General features: G+C 43.1%; 18 protein-coding genes. 6 read left to right on the plus strand and 12 right to left on the minus strand.

The window, feature by feature from the left end; translation table 11 throughout:
- The first annotated feature begins 73 nt into the window (after nucleotides 1-73).
- Nucleotides 74-1474, plus strand: a complete 1401-nt coding sequence (locus tag SPHMEL_RS01720) for a phosphohexomutase domain-containing protein (protein ID WP_042667023.1) — start codon at nucleotides 74-76, stop codon at nucleotides 1472-1474.
- Between the two features lie 13 nt (nucleotides 1475-1487).
- Here the strand turns inward: SPHMEL_RS01720 and SPHMEL_RS01725 are convergent, their stop codons facing one another.
- Nucleotides 1488-2264 (minus strand): hypothetical protein, encoded by a 777-nt coding sequence (locus SPHMEL_RS01725; RefSeq protein WP_042667024.1) that lies wholly within the window; start codon nucleotides 2262-2264, stop codon nucleotides 1488-1490.
- 94 nt (nucleotides 2265-2358) lie between these two features.
- Between SPHMEL_RS01725 and SPHMEL_RS01730 the strand changes: the two genes are divergently transcribed.
- On the plus strand, nucleotides 2359-3990 hold the full coding sequence (locus SPHMEL_RS01730) for a hypothetical protein (protein WP_042667025.1): 1632 nt from the start codon (nucleotides 2359-2361) through the stop codon (nucleotides 3988-3990).
- Nucleotides 3991-4204: 214 nt separating this feature from the next.
- Here SPHMEL_RS01730 and thiC read toward each other — a convergent pair whose 3' ends face one another.
- From thiC to SPHMEL_RS01740, 3 genes are read right to left on the minus strand one after another with little or no spacing between them, the layout of a single operon-like run.
- Complete coding sequence (gene thiC, locus SPHMEL_RS01735) at nucleotides 4205-5491, minus strand: phosphomethylpyrimidine synthase ThiC (protein ID WP_042667903.1); 1287 nt, start codon at nucleotides 5489-5491, stop codon at nucleotides 4205-4207.
- A gap of 7 nt (nucleotides 5492-5498) precedes the next feature.
- Nucleotides 5499-5675, minus strand: coding sequence for a restriction endonuclease subunit S domain-containing protein (locus tag SPHMEL_RS07485; protein ID WP_232216715.1), 177 nt, complete (start codon nucleotides 5673-5675; stop codon nucleotides 5499-5501).
- Nucleotides 5642-6010: a hypothetical protein gene (locus SPHMEL_RS01740; protein ID WP_232216716.1), complete on the minus strand. Its 369-nt coding sequence runs from the start codon at nucleotides 6008-6010 to the stop codon at nucleotides 5642-5644. Before SPHMEL_RS01740 ends, SPHMEL_RS07485 begins: the two co-directional genes overlap by 34 nt.
- Before the next feature lie 304 nt (nucleotides 6011-6314).
- Between SPHMEL_RS01740 and SPHMEL_RS01745 the strand changes: the two genes are divergently transcribed.
- Nucleotides 6315-7661 carry an acetyl ornithine aminotransferase family protein gene (locus tag SPHMEL_RS01745; protein WP_042667026.1) on the plus strand — a complete coding sequence of 449 codons (1347 nt, stop codon included), beginning with the start codon at nucleotides 6315-6317 and terminating at the stop codon, nucleotides 7659-7661.
- A 10-nt stretch (nucleotides 7662-7671) separates the two neighbouring features.
- Here the strand turns inward: SPHMEL_RS01745 and SPHMEL_RS01750 are convergent, their stop codons facing one another.
- A complete protein-coding gene (locus tag SPHMEL_RS01750; protein ID WP_198011705.1) occupies nucleotides 7672-9147 on the minus strand; it encodes an elongator complex protein 3 in 1476 nt (491 codons plus the stop codon).
- A gap of 80 nt (nucleotides 9148-9227) precedes the next feature.
- On the opposite strand from SPHMEL_RS01750, the gene SPHMEL_RS01755 reads away from it, so the two are divergent.
- Entirely contained in the window at nucleotides 9228-10430 is a 1203-nt protein-coding gene (locus SPHMEL_RS01755) for a DUF763 domain-containing protein (RefSeq protein WP_042667027.1), read from the plus strand.
- On the opposite strand, the gene SPHMEL_RS01760 is transcribed toward SPHMEL_RS01755, so the two are convergent.
- From SPHMEL_RS01760 to mvk, 5 genes are all read right to left on the minus strand, one after another.
- A complete protein-coding gene (locus SPHMEL_RS01760) occupies nucleotides 10427-11596 on the minus strand; it encodes an iron-containing alcohol dehydrogenase (protein ID WP_042667028.1) in 1170 nt (389 codons plus the stop codon). The genes SPHMEL_RS01755 and SPHMEL_RS01760 overlap by 4 nt on opposite strands.
- A 37-nt stretch (nucleotides 11597-11633) precedes the next feature.
- Nucleotides 11634-12743: a glycosyltransferase family 2 protein gene (locus tag SPHMEL_RS01765; protein ID WP_012607799.1), complete on the minus strand. Its 1110-nt coding sequence runs from the start codon at nucleotides 12741-12743 to the stop codon at nucleotides 11634-11636.
- A gap of 113 nt (nucleotides 12744-12856) precedes the next feature.
- Entirely contained in the window at nucleotides 12857-13795 is a 939-nt protein-coding gene (locus SPHMEL_RS01770) for a hypothetical protein (RefSeq protein ID WP_042667029.1), read from the minus strand.
- Between the two features lie 218 nt (nucleotides 13796-14013).
- Entirely contained in the window at nucleotides 14014-14436 is a 423-nt protein-coding gene (gene ubp, locus SPHMEL_RS01775; RefSeq protein WP_084322070.1) for a UBP family nucleoid-associated protein, read from the minus strand.
- 91 nt (nucleotides 14437-14527) lie between these two features.
- Complete coding sequence (gene mvk, locus SPHMEL_RS01780; protein ID WP_042667031.1) at nucleotides 14528-15469, minus strand: mevalonate kinase; 942 nt, start codon at nucleotides 15467-15469, stop codon at nucleotides 14528-14530.
- Between the two features lie 71 nt (nucleotides 15470-15540).
- Between mvk and SPHMEL_RS01785 the strand changes: the two genes are divergently transcribed.
- Nucleotides 15541-16392 (plus strand): Mrp/NBP35 family ATP-binding protein, encoded by an 852-nt coding sequence (locus SPHMEL_RS01785; protein ID WP_042667033.1) that lies wholly within the window; start codon nucleotides 15541-15543, stop codon nucleotides 16390-16392.
- Between the two features lie 407 nt (nucleotides 16393-16799).
- Nucleotides 16800-17516, plus strand: a complete 717-nt coding sequence (locus SPHMEL_RS01790; RefSeq protein WP_198011706.1) for a DUF7669 domain-containing protein — start codon at nucleotides 16800-16802, stop codon at nucleotides 17514-17516.
- 25 nt (nucleotides 17517-17541) lie between these two features.
- Here SPHMEL_RS01790 and SPHMEL_RS01795 read toward each other — a convergent pair whose 3' ends face one another.
- Complete coding sequence (locus SPHMEL_RS01795) at nucleotides 17542-18078, minus strand: hypothetical protein (protein WP_012607806.1); 537 nt, start codon at nucleotides 18076-18078, stop codon at nucleotides 17542-17544.
- Between the two features lie 63 nt (nucleotides 18079-18141).
- A complete protein-coding gene (locus SPHMEL_RS01800) occupies nucleotides 18142-20598 on the minus strand; it encodes an STT3 domain-containing protein (RefSeq protein ID WP_042667037.1) in 2457 nt (818 codons plus the stop codon).
- Nucleotides 20599-20672 lie beyond the last annotated feature (74 nt).

Below are 20672 nucleotides of genomic sequence, written 5' to 3' on the forward strand. Positions count from 1 at the left end.
CCAATATACCATATATTAACAGGTTTTTAATGAAGAATAATGAATTAATTCAGTGTAATAGAGGTTGTTGATAATGAGGTTGTTTGGCACAGCTGGTATACGAATGAAGTACCCTGAAGAACTGGATCCCATCCTTGCATATAGGATAGGCCTCAGCCTCGGCAGGCTGGGGTTGTCGGATACCAGCCACTTAGTCTATGATACAAGGACCACTAGCCATGTCCTGGTTCACGCGCTAGTATCAGGGATAACAGCTGGAGGAATAGATGCCAGCATCATTGGACTAGCTCCAACTCCTGTGGCAGGATATGCCGGGTTAAAATATAAGAGTATAGGTATCAGTGTGACAGCCAGTCACAATCCCCCTGAGTATAATGGGTTTAAATTCTATGATGTGGAGGGGTATGAGTTTACACGTGAGCTGGAGAAGAAAATCGAGGAGCTGGTCTCAACACCGTTGAAGCCGGTTGAATGGAACAAGTCCGCCAAATCCAACCATGATCCTCTCCCATTAGACAACTATATTAAAGACCTCGTCGAGTCATCTACCCCGGTTAAAAAAGCCTGGCAACCCAAGGTAGTTATAGACTGCGCTAATGGGGCATCATACCATGTAACACCATTAGTCACCAGATTACTAGGTGGGATACCTATTACCGTAAACTGTAGTCCAGACGGCTTTTTCCCGGGAAGACCTCCTGAACCTAGGAAGGATGTACTTGAAAAACTATTACCACTCTACGGTAGCGTCGAGCCAGCGGTGATTCTAGCGCATGACGGCGATGCGGACCGATTAGCAGTCCTAGATCGCCATGCCGGCTTTATTCGACAGGATAGATTGCTCGCATTGTTCGCGAAAATACTCTTGGAGGAGAGAAGGGGGCTAGTGATAGTTAGCGTGGACACTGGTAGAGTGATTGAGGAGGTTGTTGAGGAAGCCGGCGGCAGACTTGAGAGATACATACTCGGTAAAACCCATGAAAGAGTTAAGGAACTCGGAGCAAGCAACGTCATCATGGCTGGAGAGCCATGGAAGTTAATTGATACCTCATGGGGCACATGGGTTGATGGAGTAAGGCAGGCAGCCTTACTTGTTAAATTAATTATTGAAAGAGGCAAGCCCCTCGTAAAGATACTCGAGGAGGAGAAAATACCGGACTACCCATGGGATAGAAGAAGCTACGTGCTTGACCCGCCCGAGGTCAGGGTAGACGTGTACAGGGAACTGGTGGAGGAGTTGAAGGGCAGGCTTGGAGAGCCATCGAATATAATTAATGTAGATGGCTATAGATTCGAGTACCATGATGGCTCATGGGTACTGATAAGGATCAGTGGTACAGAGCCTAAGATAAGATTATATGCTGAAGCTGAAACCCTTGAAAGACTCAGGGAGATTACGGAAACGGTGGATGAGTTAGTTAAGAAAATAGCATCTCTGAAAAATGCTAGGGTGGCATCTATTATGATTGGCTGAGGCATGAAGAGCCCTATTTCTCTACAAATAATACGATGTCATCGTAGAGCCCATGGGGTAGCACTATTAAATGACTCGTGGTTAACCGTGTAAATATCTTTGAAAGCAAGTATTTCCTATATAGATATAGAAGAGGCCCATGCTTCGAGACCTGATTGATACGTTGCTTCCTATACATGGTTATATCTATTAATGCTAGAACCAGTGAAGCAGCTGGTACACTTATAAATAATGTCTCGATTACTAGTTGGCGAAATACCTCAATATTGATGGGTAGATATAGTGTAGCTAATTCAATACAGCTGGCCACGGCTATTCCTGCAGCCAGTATTATGTAAACCCATATGGTTGTGTCAACCAGTAATATTATAAATGCCACCAGTATTTTAACTGGAAAACGCGTGACAGGCTTATATAACCCGTAGTGAAGCATTAACACAACCATGAGTAGGCCTGGTATGATTAAGATAGGGATAAGCCATCCCCTAAGGATGGCAGCAGCATCCTGGCCGTATCCTAGCAAGAGTAGTATGTATAATACTAAGATCGGAAGGTATGAAGCTATAAATAGCTTGATCTCACTGCTGCCTCTAGGCAGTATACCCCTCCCAGTAATATCTGATGAGAGATGGTATGGAAATAGGAGAGTAAAACTAATAATACCTGGTGTTAACATGGAGAGACTCATGACAATGTACATGGAGTACCTGCCCAACAGTATTACCGAGGCTGTTCCAAGTATTAATGATAAGAGGGATAATGCTACAGTATTCTTAACCCAGTCCTCCATGGTCGCCACTCTCAACTAAATTATAATATACCTGGACAGCTCTAATAATTTATAAAAAATTTAATAATAATTCATGAATGCGAGGATGCTGTGCATGCCTGAAGAGCGGAGAAATGGCAGACCGCTAATAGTAGGCTTTATAGGCTTTTCCCAGTCAGGCAAAAGCAGTAGGATAAACAATATAATGAAATTAACGGATCATTATATTGCATCCAAGGTATTTACGAGGATATATGAGAAGGGTACACAGCATTCAAGGCACTTCTTGCCATTTACCTCGATTATTAGGGGCAGATCGATAGATACAGTCCTCATTACGATTGACTATACAGGCCATGACCACTCAGCCACATATTTGTTTACTGAAAAAATACTTGAACTACTCAACGAGGACTCATTACATATTATCAGGAGAACGCTTCTAAATGAGATATTGAATATGGCGAGAGAATTAGTGGGCGAGCTGGTGTCTAGTGAGGGAGAGGGAATTAGTAAGGGAACGCTTCTCAGGTTAATCGAGTCGCCTATACCGAGGTATGGGGAATTAAAAGAATACTTTGACCCATACAGTGAAATATGTAAGTCTATTAAAGGGGTTTTCTGCAGGTCTAGTGAAATAGCCTATCTAGTGGAAAGTGTAGTACAAACCATAAGAGATGTTAGAAAGGATAGGGTTTCCTTCACTGATTTAAATAGAATCATATGTACTCTCGAGGCAACTAGTGATTCAAAAGATGTTTGCCTTAATATCGGTAAAGCCGGTAGTGTCGAGATAGTTGTCGACAAGGTTGAAGGTTATTTAAAGAGGTTGATCATTACAGCCCCGCTCCTCACATACCTGCTTATAGGGCTCCTCCTTGAGTCAAACATATTGTTTATACTAGTGCCAGCTAGTATTAGGAGTTACTTGGATCAGTTAAAGACCCTGCTCCTAGTAGAGAATGACCCAGCCGACTACCATTACTTCATGACGAGTTTTAGGACGTTGGCATGGGCTGGGGAGAATATACACAGTATTCTTACTGACACAATACTACATGTTATTCGCGGCGAAAGAGAGGATGTCAGAGATAATGTTCCAGAAATAGTTAAAGCCTGCGTGGATAAGGTGGCTGGTGACGAGGCATCCAGGCTTAACCTACCTGCTGATTCAAAACAGGTACTAGTGAAGGTATCGCCTTTTATAAGTATTAATGCATACAAGGAGTTTCTCAGATGTGTTTCCAATGATTTAGATGGGATAGATGCAGAGTTCCTGGGGGACCGGCTTAACAGTGTGTTAACACGTATAATACTTGAGAAATACCAGGTGGGTCTTCTCGAGAACATTCTAAGGCTTACTGGTCACCTCATGGAAATTGGTGTAAAATCCTTGTTGAATACTATAGTAATTGATTACACCTATATGGATAAAACCAGTAAGCTGTTCAGAGAGGTGGTATCAGAGAGTTTATCAGGTAATTTATTCAACCTAGAGAGAGATGCACCAGTCCTCTCAGGGATCTACGGTCTCATCAACAATGTGTTTAGGAAAAACAACGCGGAGTTAAAGATATATGCAATACCATCATTCATGAGGGATAGTGAGACAACACCATTAGAATACATGATGCTAGTGTGCCTGCTTGAGGATAAACTAGCCTCCTTCAAGATAATTGATAAAGATACAGGTAAGAGCAGGGAGCTAACATGCCTAGAGTTATTTAGAAAAACAACTATTGTTTAATTCTTTACTGTTTCCCGCCCACGGTTTCCCCTAGCTCCCTCTCCACAGACTGTTATGGGTCTTGGGAACTAAGGATCACTCAATGAATTTATCAGCCCTTAAAAGCTTATAAGCTCTACAGCATTAGCATGCCCAACAGCACTGAGAGCTAGAAGGGCATTAAAGAACCTACAAAAACCTTAAAACCCTCATACCTGAAACTACATCAATACCCTCACTGTTTTAATGCTGGCTTTTTCAATAACTTATCGAGCAATAGGAAGACGCAGTATTGTCCACACATATTGCAACCCCTAGTGGATACTGGGAACTGTGTATAGATCTCTCTGGCCTTCTCAATATCGAAAGCGTATTCAAGTACCTTATCCCATTCCAACCTAGCTCTGAAAACACTTAGCTCAGCATCTCTACGGTAGGCTTTTTTGCCGAGTTTCACTATATCGCCTGCATGTGCAGCGATCCTAGTGGCCACTAATCCCTCCCTGACCTGCTCTATGGTTGGGAGACTTAGATGTTCTGCTGGTGTTAGATAACAGAGGAAGTCTGCTCCATGAGCAGCAGCTATGGCGCCGCCTATGGCGGCGGCTATATGGTCGTAGCCCATAGCTATATCGGTGACCAGTGGTCCTAGGACGTAATAGGGGGCTTTATTAGTTAGTTTCTTCATTAAAGTGATGTTACTAGTGATCTGATCCAGCGTCATGTGTCCGGGTCCCTCGACGATCACTTGTACATCGTGCTCTCTAGCATGTTTCACCTGTCTGGCTATCTCTATCAACTCGGTTACCTGTAACTCATCGTGTTGATCCATTATAGTACCCGGCCTTAGGGAGTCCCCTATACTTATAACAGCATCATACTCCCTGAACAATTCTAATAAGTAGTCCCAGTGTTGCCTAAACGGGTTCTCCTCATTGTTCTCCAACATCCAGACAGCAAGCATTGCCCCACCCCGGCTCACAATCGGCATTATTCGTGTGCTAGCAACTGCTTTCCTAGCTAGTTCAAGGGATAGCGCTGAGTGAATGGTCATGAAGTCAACTCCATCCCTCAACTGTCTCTCAACAAACTCGATAAACCACTCACTCGGGAAGCTCACGCCTCCGTATTTCTTAACGCCTTCAATCCATGCTTGATACGCTGGGACTGTGCCCAGTGGTAGTGGCTCAACCTCTTTTAAGAGAATCCTCCTTATCTCATCTAGGTTGCCCCCAGTGCTTAGATCCATAATGGTGTCGGCACCGTATTTCACGGCTATGCGAGCCTTCTTCTTCTCCATTTCAATATCTACTAGCATGCCGCTTGTCCCAATATTCACGTTCACCTTTGTATATAATCCCTCACCTATCCCAGTAGTTCTTATACTCTCACGTCTAATATTTCTAGTAATAACTATTCTACCAGAAGCTATTCTCTCCCTGATCTTCTCAACAGGAACATCCTCTATCTCGCTGAGCCTCTTCATCTCCTCAGTAGTATTCCCGGATTTAGCAATACCCATAATTGTTTTAGTCACGGTTCTTTCCTCTCATCCTTAAGTAGTTCTGGTACTCCATGCTGAGCCCCTTAAGCTTCTCAAGGATCTCTGGCTTCTCTTTAATCAGCTCGTCGACGAGTGATAAATATCTTGCAATGCGTATAGAGTCAGGGCTTATCTCCTTGAGCTCGCTTGAATTAACCACCACGTAGTGCTTCTTCGATATTTTCTCACCAAGTATGTACTCTGCCTCATTAGCACTTGCATGTAAGGTGAAGCAATGGGGCTTCCATCTATAGTCACAACCGTAATACTCCTAGGTCTCGAGCTCCTGATAATGCTTGCTAGTTTTCCATAGATGGCAGGCGGCTCTCCCTCGGGACATGCTAGTAATACAATCCTGTTCCTCGATAACTCCTTGAATAACCCGGGATTGACCAGTGGTAGACATGCTGATGCCACTAGTATATCACTGTCTTTAAGCATAGGTGTTTTAACCCAGATGCTCCACAAGCGGTATATGTATGTGTTTTGGTCGCTCATATCGATCCCTTGACATATTATATGTATCACCTATTTATTAATTTATTGATAACAATGTTATTAAGAGAACATAGACGCAGCCCAGGCAAGTATTTAAAGGGAATATCAGTGATCAATAGTAAACGGGATGAAGAAGGCTGTACTCTCCGAGTAGTGAGGAATCCTTTGAGTGCGTCTGACCGGTTTCATATGTAGATGACTTTACCCGGTTTCCAATGGAGCTTAACGGTTGAATAGTATTTATAGTCTATGCCATATGTATTTATATGTGTAGATATATATAGGATGTAGAGGTGTCGAATTATTGAAGCCCGAGGTAAGAGTAGAGCCAGGCTCACCAGGCAGTAAGTCTAGATACTGGATAGAGGAACACTTCAAATACGTTGCAACAACAACTCATAGCCCAGAAGAACAACCCCTGGTAATCGAGAGAGGAGAGGGTGTATGGTTATATGATGTAGATGGAAACAAGTACCTTGATTTCTCAAGCGCCATAGGAGTGAACAACCTAGGTTATCCAACACATCCAGAGGTAAAGAAGGCTGTTGTAGAGCAGTTAGAAAAGCTCGCCCATGGAGCCGGCACAGACTTCTTCAACCCATACCAGGTCATGCTGGCTAAGAGACTCGCCGAGCTAGCCCCTGGGGGTATACCTAGGAAGGTGTTCTTCTCGAATAGCGGTACAGAGGCTAATGAAGCTGCTTTAAAGATAGCTAGACAGGCAACTGGGAGAAAGTTCTTCATAGCATTCTTTGGTGGATTCCACGGGCGGACAATGGGATCCCTGGGATTAACGGCTAGTAAAAACATTCACAAGAAACTGGTATTCCCATGGATGCCCGGGGTATTTCATGCACCATACCCTAATCCATATAGGAATCCCTGGCATATCGACGGCTATGAGGAGCCTGCTGAACTAGTCAATAGAGTTATAGAGTTCATAGAAGAATACATACTTGATAAACTCGTACCACCCGATGAGGTTGCCGCAATATTCGTTGAACCCATACAGGGCGAAGGTGGATACGTGGTGCCTCCACCAATGTTCTTCATGGAGTTGAAGAAATTGGCCGATAAGTATGGGATACTGATATCGATTGATGAGGTGCAAATGGGTGTTGGAAGAACCGGTAAAATGTTCGCTATAGAGCATTTTGGAATAACCCCTGACATCATATCAATGGCTAAGGCGTTAAGCGGTGGCGTTGTACCGATAGGTGCCACTATATTCAGGAGCGAGCTCGACTTTAAACAACCCGGGATACATAGCAACACCTACGGTGGTCATGCCCTTGCATCAATAGCAGCATTGAAAACCCTGGAAGTGGTTGAGAGGCTACTTCCACACGTGGGAAGACTCGAATCATTGTTCAGGGATGAGTTAAATGAGTTGAAGCACGAAGTCGAACAAGTAGGGGATGTAAGGGGTATCGGGTTAGCATGGGGTGTTGAAATAGTTAGGGATAAAAGCTCTAAGACTCCTTATCCAGCGCTTAGGAACAAGATTGTATCCAAGACTCTGAGGAATGGACTAGTGCTACTGCCCTGCGGGAAATCCTCGATAAGGCTTATCCCGCCATTAGTGATAAGCGAGGAGGAAGCTAAAACAGGGTTAGAGATATTCAAGAAGTCTGTGAAGGAGTCGCTGTAGTCTAATATTTTTACTTAAGATATTTGAACATGTATGGGCTTTCCGGTGGGTGGAAATACCCTAGTCTCCTATAGTACTCCCTGGCGCCGACACCGCTTATCACGAGTATTTTCTTAACCCCATATTTATTCAGGGCGATATCCTCGGCTTTCTCAACTAATTTCCTACCCCACCCTACGTGTTGGAACCATACACCTTTCTCTCCTACAGGTGTTTCAGGGCCATAGATATGTAGTTCTCTTATAATAGCAGTATCTCTGTCTATCTCCCATCTATGGGCTTTCTCGCTTGGCACGCGCATTCTTAGGAAGCCTATTAATATATTTGAAGCCGTGTCCTCCACGGCTAGGAATTCCTCGATACCCCCACCGGCCTCATATGTCAGCCTGGTTATATTGGTTCTACTGGGATCAGGGGTTTTACCGTATTTATACATTTGGAGCCCGGCCTCTCTAAACCTTATCTCCTGTATTTCTATGCCTTTCTCAATAGCACTCTTTTCGATCATCTCTCTTAGATTAGCGTATCTTGTTCCAGCAGCCACTTCATCTGCTGGGATATCCCTGCGTATTCTCATTACTCTAACGTACTTAGGTATGTAACGGTACATTTCGCTGACTAATTCTATAACGTCTTCATCGCTGTATGGTTTATATTTTCCCTCTTTCCACCAAGTGTAGAGGGTTGTTCCCTCTATTACCTCGGTGGGGTAGATCTTCAGCATATCCGGTCTAAAATCGGGATTGGTGAATAGTTCTTTAACCATTTCTAGATCCCGGTCAGGATTGCTACCTGGTAGACCGAGCATTATGTGGTAGCATATTTTGAAGCCGGCATCTCTAAGTATTCGTGTTGACTCTATTGTATCCTTTACACTATGCCCTCTCCTCACTATTTCTAATACATCATCATATATTGATTGAACACCTAGCTCGACCTTTGTAGCCCCATAGTGCAGCATTTCATCTGCATGTCTTTCTCTTCCATAATCAGGCCTTGTCTCTATTGTTAATCCTACAACTCTATACCTGCTGGTCTCGTTTCTTAGGATAGCTGACTCTAGGTCGACTCTTAAAGGTGGGCTTCCATAGGGATAGGTATTACATGCTTCATATATGTTTGCGATAAACCATTTCTTATAGGATTCCGGGAGGGCTAGGAAGGTGCCCCCCATGATTATTACCTCTAACTTACTTGGATTATGGCCGAGTGCCTCGTACTGCCTCAACCTCTCGTATACCTGTTTAAACGGGTGGAACTGGTTTCTCCTAGCCCTTCTCACTGCTGGTTCATTCCCAAAATAGCTTTTCGGGGCATTATATCCCAGTCCACCTGGGCAATAAACGCATTCGCCTGGGCAGGGTAGGGGATGCGTCATAACAGCTACAACTGTTATACCGCTCAGCATTCTAGATGGCTTTCTAACCTGTATATTCAGCATTGCAGACATCAACTCCGGCTTTAATGGATGAGGGTGTGAAACCATTTGACGTTGCTACCCTAGATTAATAATCATGGTTTAAAGGATGGTTTATACCTATTTAATAATGGGGATAAGTGGGTAGGATGTCAAGCGGCTTTGCTGAGCTACCCCTGCATGATGGACATGTGCCATTGTTTCTGCTTGAGAGAATGAAGAAGCTCGGTGGATTAATAGCTAGATATATTGTTGAATACTATGGCCCGAGGGAATTATTAACCCGTCTCTCAGACCCATTATGGTTCCAGGCATTCAACAATGTCATCGGTATGGATTGGGATAGCAGTGGATCAACCACAATTGTTTTATATGTGTTGAAAAACATGTTCCCACCAAGTATGTTTAGAGATAACGAGATAGCTGTCTTGGGCGGTAAGGGACGTGATTCACACAATGTGGTCGAAGAAGCATGGTTAGTGGGAGATGTAGTTGACTACAATACCGTTGTTGACACCAGTAGAATGGCTGCCAAAATAGATGGGGTGGCCCTTCAAGATGGCTACAGCCTCTATATTCATGGCTTGGTCATCGATTCCAGGGGAGGAATACTCGTTATACAGCAGGGCTTAAATGAGGAGTTAGGGATAGCTAGACGCTACCATATCTTCACCAGTAGCCACCCGTTAACGACCAACAGAGACCCGCATTCCGGTGTAGCGTCAGTGAAGATGGAGCCCTCACTCAACCTCGTTGATGCAGACAGCCTAAATGCACGGAGAGCGATTGTTGAGATAGTTGCATCAACCCCGGTTAATTCTCTGCTTCAAAATATTGGGGAAGTTAACCGTCTCCTCCGGGGCGAACACTCTATTCTTTCATGGAGTAGTAGTGGATCTATTACTAGGAAAACAGGAAACCGGAATTTAATCAAGGAGTGTCCCAGATACTATCGCCCAGTATCTAATATTAGGTTAATGGAGAAAATAGCTGAGGAGATAAAGGAGAGGGGTTTAAGGGAGTTTGACGAATTACTACGTATACAGGGTGTTGGTGCTGAGATCATAAGGGCTCTAGCACTGGTGGCTGACCTTATATATGGCTACAGGCCATCGCTTAGGGATCCCACAACGAGTATCATGGATCCATTTATATATGCATATGCCCATGGAGGTAAAGACGGTGTACCATACCCTATTAAGGTAGAGCATATTGATAAAACAATAGATTTCTTCATCAAACTGCTGAGCGATTTAAAAACGGGGAATAAGGAGAGGGAATATATGCTGAAGAAATTGGCATCGTTTGCAGGCAAGATAAAACTACGGTATCTAGATGCCTCAGGAGATTAGAGGGATTTCTCAATTATATCTCTTAAGACATCGCTACTGGGTTTAAATGGTATAGACGTATACCGCGTGTTGATCATTCTCACGGCGAACTCTATTGCTTTCTCAACATCCCTCCTATCTATTCCATAATCACTTAACCTCTTATCGAGGCCTACTGATGACTGGAAGTCTCTGACGGCTTTATATGCCTTCTCGGCATCCTCACTCACCGGTTTAATTCCCGGATCCAATGGTTTTAATAGTTGAGCTGAGACCTCAGGGACAGCTTTATGCGTGTAGTATACGACCATGGGTCCCAGTATGGCGAGACCTGCCCCATGGGGTAGCTCCGGGTGTAATCCACTGAAAGCGTGTTCAAGAGCATGGTTTAAATGAGTCATTGATTGATCGATAGCTATGCCGGCTATCATCGATGCATATAGTAGTTTGGTCCTGTACTCTATGTTATCTAGGTCTCCAAGTATTTTAGGCAGGGTTTCCGCGATTATCTCTATAGCCTCCTTGGAGAGAGTTATTGATAGTAAGTTGGAGAATGCTGATGTAGCTGCCTCATATGAATGATAGAATGCATCCAGGCTTGTATATATTGTTTGATCCTTACTGAGGGTCCTGCTGTAAAGCGGGTCGTCGAAACTTACATCCGGGTATCTCACGGCTACCCCTCTTTTCTCAATGGTTCCATCGATTGTTAATACGGCGTATCTATCTATCTCGCTGCCTGTTCCATGGGTGAGGTTCACGGCTATCAGTGGTAAGCGCGTGACATTCGATGACAGGGATGGATTTGTCAGGATTTCTACAGCCTTAAAGCCTGTAGTGGCAATTATCGAGGCGAATTTAGCAGTATCTATTACGCTGCCCCCACCTATAGCTATTACCAAGTCAACCCTGTTCTCGGCAGCTATTCTACCAGCTTCGTCAGCCATACTTGTATAAGGATTCGCTTTGACCCCATCATAAATGAAATATTCTATGTTCTCTCTCTTCAAGGCTTCAACCACTGTGTCGAGTGCTCCTGAAACCTTTGCTGCATTTTTACTGGTGATGAGTAATGCCTTTCTATGGTTTTTCACGTTTTCTCCGAGTTTCTCACGGAGAACACCGCTACCAAAGAATAAGCATGCATCATTATATCTGAATCTATATGTTTGACTATAATATCTCATTTTATCCACCCTATAGATAGGTTTTACTATAATTGTCCTAGTTTTTATCTATTACTATGAAATCACTTACCTCGATTAATCCATAAATCCTTGATGAAGCCTCTATGAAGCCGAATAATGGTATGAGGAAAAATAGATATGGCTCTTTGCTTCTAATTACTCCATAGGTATATGATGCGAAATAATAGAGGCTTCCAGGTAGTATATACCATACTAGGCCTAGATATATTAGAACCGGGAAGAACATTATTGAGATAATTGAGTTAAGAACCCATGCAAAGGATCTAAAGCCAACTATGAGCTTCATTGGTGTCGGCGAGTACTTTATATCGCTTATCAAGCCCTTGAACCATCGTCCACGTTGAATCATTAGATCCCTTATACTATTTGGACTCTTTATCGAGATCCTGGTATTAGACTGCCATGTCTTATATTTTCTCTTGACCAATTCTATCGCAAACCTGAAATCCTCGGTTAGGGATCTATTATTGAAGCCTATCTCCTTTAAAACAGCGCCTTTAACTATTAAGAGCTCACCATGCAACCCTATCAAGGGCTTTCCCAGTAAGCCTGTGAAGAATCTGTAAAGGGTTAGATCATCAATATACCTGATCCAATCCATTGCATAAGCCATCTTACTTTTACCCGGCCTGGGAAGCAGGATTCCATTACCTGCTACAAAACCATTTGCCTCGTAATAAGGTATCTCATAGAGGAATGAATCATCTAAAATAAGGTTGTCATCATCTATGAATACATACCATTTATCTGGGGAGACAAAGTGTTCTACGAAGTAGTTTAAGGCCCTTCCCTTCCCCATTAAATCCCTTCTATAGTTTGATGGGACGACTATGAGTTTCACCCCTTTGAAATAACGCAGGGTATTAAGTAGTGGAGCCCCCTCGTCAACAACAAGGGTTACATGCCCGAACCTTGACACATGGTATTTTATAGACTCTATAAGGCTCCTCTGTACTTTTTCATTAGCTTTTGAAACAATAACTAGTTCATAGTTATTCGCCTTAAAGCTGGCTCTGTGGGGTTTATAACCTATATACCCTGTTAAACCTATGGAAAGTAGCAGTGAGTAGGCAAGTGCCACCCCTACAACCAGCTCGGTGATACTGCCTGCTAATTCCTGGTTCAACCCTAATCATCCATCAAAATTGGTTTATCCTAATCACCTTAATACAGACAATATTAATTCCCCCGGATAATTATTAAAGTTTATTGTTGAGGGTCGTGAACAATGTGATGGTTTTAGGGGGCTTTACCCCTGGTTTTCACCGGACCCACGGGAGTTTTCACTGTATATTCCACGTTGACCTCGAGTTTACTGATGTATCTGCTAAGAGCATTATAGATCCTCGAGGCTAGCTCGTCGGGTTCCATGGTAAATATAGGTGGTGTAGCCTCAATGTTGAGGATGATCTTTCCACGCTGCCTCTTTATTTCAATGTTGAGGAGGTGCGAGCCAACTGATGCGAGAATCATTGGTAGCTCAAGGTATATCATCCTGGTTGTATCATCAGGGATTTCCAGATATTTTTTCATTATTTTCTCCTTTATAATTCCTTGCTCCAGGGTTTTCAGTCTTACAGAATAATTGATCACCGAGGGAGATATAGAGTATGAGTCGAGCAATCTGAGTAATATAAGAATGATATATAATGTAAGATCTTCATCGTTACATGCAGCATCGACGTAAATCATTTCCTCTCCATTCATGAATTCTAGTTCATCGATGTAGCAGGGGATGTCTATTAATCTTAGAATAGTATTCATAGACGTCATTATTTTGCCAGATGTTTTAGCCTCGCTTCTTACCTCCTTTATCAATGTATCAATGTGTTTATGTATATAGCTTATAACCTGGGGGTTAAAGCTATATACTTCAACATACCCATTGTTAAGTTCTTTAAGCTTATTCAATGCGTTGACGCCATTCAATTGCTCTCCCCCAACCTCGAGGTAGCTGGCCACTATATTTTCCTGCGTAACATATATCTCGCCGTTCACGTTTCCAGCATGAATTAATGCTATACATATAGTATTTCTACATGTATCCTTCAGATATTTGAACAGCTCTCCTTCATTGGCGAAGGCCATCCTAGCTATTAGACTTCCCCTGGATACCGAGAGATATTTAAGAAGTATCCTGTTGAGAACTCTGCTAGCCACATCTATATTTACTATCATTACTTGGTCCCCATGATAACCGGTATTCCTAAAACCAGGCTTATTTGTATATTATATCATTGTCCAGTTATAAATTTTGGCTATAGTTGACTGAACCAGGATAAGGGATCCACTTAGAATAGCATCCGCTAATAGGGATCCCTTCCTTGTAGATGCAGCATCAAGGATGTGCCGGTAAGGATTGTATAATGGGTTGGATAGAATGGGAAAACAGTGTTTCAATGCTGGAAAAGCTTATCGTATAGTTTCCTAAATAATTCTTCGCTAGCGATTACTAGTTCCACCATGTTTCCATCATCAATCTTCTTTACTACGAGGCCCTCAAGTGGATTCTCCGGTGGGTCGGGAAGGTTTGGCGATGGTTTTTCTTTACCAAGGTAGATCCATTTAATGCTTTTATTGTTTTTCTCGATTTTATACCAGTATCTTCCATAGTAATAGTATTTCACAGCTGAGCCGGAGGGTAGTTTCCTGGAGACTATGTGGACTGGTTTTAAATAGTATTTCTCGCCCTTGATTAAATTGTTATAGCTGTAAATCGATGGGAGAAACTCGTGGAGAATAGAGTTTAATTTCTCCAATATCTCACGGGTTACGCGTATCCGAATTTTCCCGTTTCCCGGCTTATTCTCATCCATCATAGGGGTCAGCCCATGGGAGTCTAATCATGTCTCATAGACCACTATATTCATCATTCTCATTTAAATAATGGCATCGGCTTTATTTAATGCTTCATGGGGAAACCCTAGTATTTATTGAGCGGACACCCTCATAATCCGGTTTAACCAGGTATGCGTTAACCTTCTCGGTCTTCAGTGCCTCCATTATTTTACCAGTGTTCTCCAGTCTTGCTATCCCTATAACTATACCCCCCCTCCCAGCACCACTCAGCTTTGCTCCTTGAGCACCATTGTTAATCATTTTGTAGACAAGGTAGTCGTTTATCCAGGCTGAGGCACCCATCGCGAAGAGTAATCCATGGTTAACGATCATTAATTCACCCAGCCTACTTACATCGCCTTTCTCGATGGCTACTGCTGCTTCTTCGACTAGTCTACCAGCTACTTCATAAATCGCCTTGCCAAGCCCTCCTAGTCTCCTATATCTCTCTAATACTTCTCTAACCACTAGGCCTGTATCCCTTTTAACACCTGTGTCAGCTACTATTAGTGCTGTATTCTCTGGTAAAGATGTGTTAAGGCGCTTGAATAAGCCCTGCCTGTAGTATACGAGTCCACCATAAGTGGATAACGTGTTATCTACGCCACTTGGCTTACCATGGACCATGATTTCCCCCAGGTAGGCTATTCTACTGACATCCTCCTTAGTGAACTCCACGCCACATGTTTCCAGTAGGGAGTGAGCTAGGGAGACGTTTACAGCTGCTGAAGAACCCATTCCAGCTCCAACGGGTATTTCGGAGTCTATATATATCCTATACCTGTCTCTGCAACCATATCTTATACTTGCCTCCTCAATGATCCTCATATATGGTTTCGCCTCCTTGGAGGAGGGATCTATTGGCCCCAGTTGCCTAGAGTAGATTTTTAAATCCCCTTCCTCAACGCATGTTCTAGCGTAGAGCCCCACAGCTAGGCCGATCGCTGGATAGCCTTCTACAACGAAGTGCTCGCCGAATAAGATAATCTTGCCAGGTGCTATACTACAGGTCATTTACTCTACGCACCCTTAAACTATTTAAGAGTATAGTGAGATAACATGGTTATAAATGATTGCCATGGTGCATGTTAATGAGTAGTAGCGGGGAGAAACGAGTCCCATTCACACCAGTCTTCAAGCTAATCGATGATGCCAAAAAGAGGCTGGAGGGATATAAGTATAAAATAATTGTTTTAAGCGGTAAGGGTGGGGTAGGTAAGACATTTATCTCCTCATCCATAGCTCTTGGATTAGCTATAAGAGGGAGAAAAGTAGCCATATTAGATGCCGATGTGCACGGCTCGTCGATACCATTGATGCTCGGTATACAGGGAGCGAGACACTACGCAGATGAAGACGGTGATATACTTCCCGTCGAAGGACCGCTAGGTGTGAAGGCTGTTGCAATAAACCTAATGCTCGACTCACCTGATTTACCGGTGGTGTGGCGTGGCCCACTTGTATCCAGAGCCATTACAGAGCTACTGAGTAAAGTTGCCTGGGGTAGTGGAGACTACCTGGTAATCGACATGCCTCCTGGTACAGGTGATGCAGCCATAACACTTGTTCAATCCCTCCCCAGTATGACTGGGGCAATAATAGTTACAGCCCCGAATATGTTGACAGAAACTATTGTGGCTAAAGCAGTTAACTTCACAGCGAAGAATAATGTCAAGCTACTGGGTATAGTGGAGAATATGAGTTACTTCAAGTGTCCTGTCTGTGGTACAGTGTTCAACCTGCTAGGTAAAAGCACAGGCGAGTATCTCGCAAGTAAATATGGCACGGTGCTCCTTGGCATGATACCGTTAGATCCTTTAATAAATGAAGCCGTGGATAAGGGGATACCCTATTTACTGGCCTATCCACATGGCGAGGCTGCTAAAGCCATCATGGAGGTAGTTGATAAAATAATAAAAAACACCGAGGCAAATTAATTTTTAAGGAGCCGTAATTAAAAGGGGTTCAGGTCTTATATAGGTATAGGTTTATATAAGCTTGTTTCATCTCTTCATCCTTGTTCCCCCTATATCCCCTTTGGGCTTACATACGGCTTAGGGGCGTTCACTGGCACAACGGAGCCCCGTGCATCTTGAATTAAGGGATTTAAGGAATAGATTCATGCATGTCACCCTATTCCTGTCTCCGGTGAGCCCGTGCTCCGGGTACTTGAGGATCCTGTAGCCTTCTCGAAACACTTGGGATGAGGAGTCGAGGCTGGTTTGAGAAGATGAAACATCTACATGGCAAAAATTATACAATAATATAATAATAGCAGAAGAACAACATCAAACAATATAAACCAACATCAACAACTATAAACATATAAAAACAAAAACAATTCATGAGGGCTCTCACTCTAATGGTGGGTGTCTTGAGTAGTAGTGAAAACCATGAATCACCGGGCGTCGAGAAGAAGCCTAATTGGCAACTCTTAAAGGAGTCGGCTGAGGAATTATATAGGGCTGGAAAGATATATTTTACACGTAAGGAGCTTGTTGATAAGGCAAGGGAGAAGGATCCCTCAAGGTCTGAGATGAGCTTGGATTTCGAAATAGATCTTGTCACAGTTAACAGTAGTAGTAAGGATAGATATAAGGACCCCGAGAAACTATTCCTCTACAGGGTTGATAGGGGAAGATATACGCTTTACAGTCCTGAGGAACATGGCGAGCTAGAGAAGTATATTGGGATAAAGAAGGTCTCTCCAGCTAGAAAACACTTAATTGAGGAAGTAGTTAGTGAACTAGAAAAAATGGGGTATGATGCATCGGAGAACAGGTATGCTAAACCGCTCCAGCCAGATATAGTTGCTGAGAAGGGAGATGAGGTGGTTGGGGTATGGGTGATAGATCCAGGTACGCCTTTATCAGACCAGTACAAGATGCTTGCATACGCGATTGGCTCCAGCCTACTCAACAGGGAATACAGTGAATATATAGTAGTTGTTCCAGGCGAGCTCTTGAAGAGGGTTACGAAGGACTTGATTGATACGCTGGACCGGTTTAAAATACGCTTTGCTACTGTTAGAGAAGAGAGAAGATATACTCTGCAATTATAGTGGTTGTCCATCTTTTTAAGCATGCCTAAACTGTTAACTCGTTCTCAAGTTTCTTCTTCATAACTTCCCTGGCCTCTTCCAGTATTCTTTTTACATCGCTTCCCTCCGAGATAGAGTAGTTAATGTCTACAACACTATTCGCCTCACTTGCCTCACTCAGTTCTCTAGCTGATGCTTGTAGCTCGATGAATACTAGGTTTAAGTCAGGTATATTGAGCTCCGGTATCTTTGACATATCTTTAACCAAGTTATTTATCTCCGAAGCTAGCCCCGAGAACTCCCTCATGTTTATAGCATACTGGAGTGCTAGGTCTATTTTCTCTAATATCAGCTGCACGGCCGCAAGCCTTGCAAGCAATTTATCGAGCTTAGCTATTTCCTCGGCGTATCGTTTTGCAAGGTATTTCTCGCCCTTGGACTCTAGGTCAGTTAGTTTCTCAAAGAGCACGTCTCTTCTCTCACTAACCCTATTGTACAACATGTCGATTTTATTTCTTAACAGCCTTACATGGTAAAGCGTCTCTAAGGCCTTTCTCAAAGGATCCCTGCTTCTCCTAAACATTCGTCAGCACCTTGCTACCTAACCATATTATGGGTTTGTAAATGCTTTAAAAGAAAAAGGGTTTCAGGATACGGGGTTTAATTGATAGAACACTATGATACTATATAGTATACCATTGCCACCATCAGGTGTTGAAATCCTTACGGGTTGACCAGTCCATGGATTAATGAATGGCTCCATTATTATCCTAAATGGTTTAATATATGTATCATTAGCTAGGGGTCTGGTGTTTATTGATGAAATAGATCGTGCCTGAATATAGTATTTGACATCTAAACCGGTGACCTCCTTGATCCTTGATGCTGTTGACGAATCAAGGAGTCCCTGGGACCCCGTGAACCATTTAAATGTATAGGACTTATTGTTTAACTCAGCCCAGTACATTACTCCATCCATCAGCATCTTGTAGAGTAATGGAAGTGTGTTAGGCGAGTCAAATACCGGTGAAATTATCGAGGTATCCTGGAAGTTATATACGTAGATGAACCGCGTGGTATCCACATATGATATATTTATCCCCAGCGCCCTTAGCCTATCAACAGTCGAGTTCCCTATTCTTATCATCCAGATACTCTTTGGTATATCAACGGTGCCGGGCATGCCTCCAGTCATTATCGGCCATATGGTTACACTGGTGTTATCGCTTGATACAATGAATGAATCTATAGCCATTAAATACGTGTTGTTTAATGGAGGGTTAAAGAGCCCAGCGAGCTCGAAGGAAGTACTGGTATTAATGGATGACATTATTAAGCCAATAATACCTATTTGCGTTTCATTGAGTGTTGAACCATCTGCTACACTGGCTTTACCACCATCCACGGATATACCATATCCATAATCCCACCATGCTATTACAAGGGAATCATTGGGCAGGCTTCTCATTAATTCAACAGCCTTATACCAGGAATCAGTGTAGAAGGGGAGCCCCGAGACACCAGCCTTTAACGTGTAGATCATGCTTGTATTCGATGCGTAGTCCGTGTAACCGGCGTACCCTATATTGATCAGGGCTAGTACTAGTATAGCTAGCACGATCACCCGGTACCCCCGGGTCTGCCTATATCTGACACGCCCTTTTCTTCTATCTATTAACTCCTGGGATGTTGGCATTATGTATTCGAATAACCTCCCGATGAAGACTCCCATAACCAATGTACCGAAATAAGCGGCTATAGCTATCATGTAGGCTGCATTAAGATACGAGTAGAATGCTAGCAAGAATGCTATGGATACATATAATTTATCAGGTTCCCCACGGTAGATGAAGTAAAGAGCTCCTATTATGCTTAGGATCAATGGGGATGCGTAGAATAGCCAAGGGTAAACCCCCCATGAATGCAGCATACCTACCAGGGTACTATAGCTTGAAAGCGGCGACTGGTGCTCAGCAATGCTTTCTACAAGGGGTGTTGCCGGTATAAATCTCAGTCCAAGAGCCCATGCAAGCCTACCGCCAATAGGTATGTAGCCACGCGTAATTAGCACAGCTCCTCCAATAACTAGCAATACTAGTAGAATAAAGTATCTTCCCTTTGTTAAAAGAGGTTTTTTGAACCCTAGCTTCTTGTACTCGGTGTTGAATAGATAGTATATAACGGGGAGTATCAGGGTGGATAATAATGCCGTACCAAGCTCCCGTGGGTTAAACGGGTACACCCCCAGGTTTGACGCGTTAGCTGGCGAGGGCATCACGAAGACCATAGATAACACTATTAATCCCACCTGATATATGAGAAATTCCCTTGTGACACCGCTTCTAGTTAGAAGCGGATATAGTATGGTGAATGCAACCATTGTACCAAGTATAAAGACGTAGCCACCCCATAACCACCCTACTACTGCAAGGAAGAACCCTGATAGGACTGTGTATAACGCCTTCCTCAGGCTCGACTCATCCCTATTAATGGACTTCGCCAACTTACTATAGAAATAGATGTAGAGTAGTAAGGGGACAATTGCAACGCCTTCTTTCTCGATGTACCCTATAACTGTTCTCTCAGTTGCAGCGGGTAGTATAGCTATAAGCAGTGCTGCTATTAAACCAGCTATTCTATTACCATTTGAGAGCTCTCTACCAGTTATGTATGCAAGGATTATACCTATAGCGGCGAATATAAGTGGTTGCAGTATTCCCCACTCTTTCAGCGTTAACCCTAGGCCTTCCACTAAATGATACGTTGTACCAGTCCATATTGGTAGAAACGGGTAGCTAGTGTAGATTATATCCCTACCCCATGGATACCAGAATATATGCGTTGCAGGGTTATCCCTGGTAAGCGTGTACCATGAGAGTAAGCCATTCTCATACACGTACTTGGCTTGCCAATACTCTATGTAGCTATCAAATTCGAAGAATTCGAAGCCGTTCAACCAATACGGTGAAAACCTCACGTATACACCATACACCAATATAAGTGCTAGAAGAATATACATAATGGTTTTTGCTGCCCTTGGATGTTGCATAAAGTACTCGTATACCTTGTAAATAGTATTAGACACGGCTTCATTAACACTCATTCACAGCACCCATCTATCATGGTCCTGACTAGTAACGGTATGATAGAATGTAGTAAAAAACCTTAATGGGATAA

Origin of the sequence: Desulfurococcus amylolyticus Z-533 (assembly GCF_000513855.1) — an archaeon.
Lineage (GTDB): Archaea > Thermoproteota > Thermoprotei_A > Sulfolobales > Desulfurococcaceae > Desulfurococcus > Desulfurococcus amylolyticus.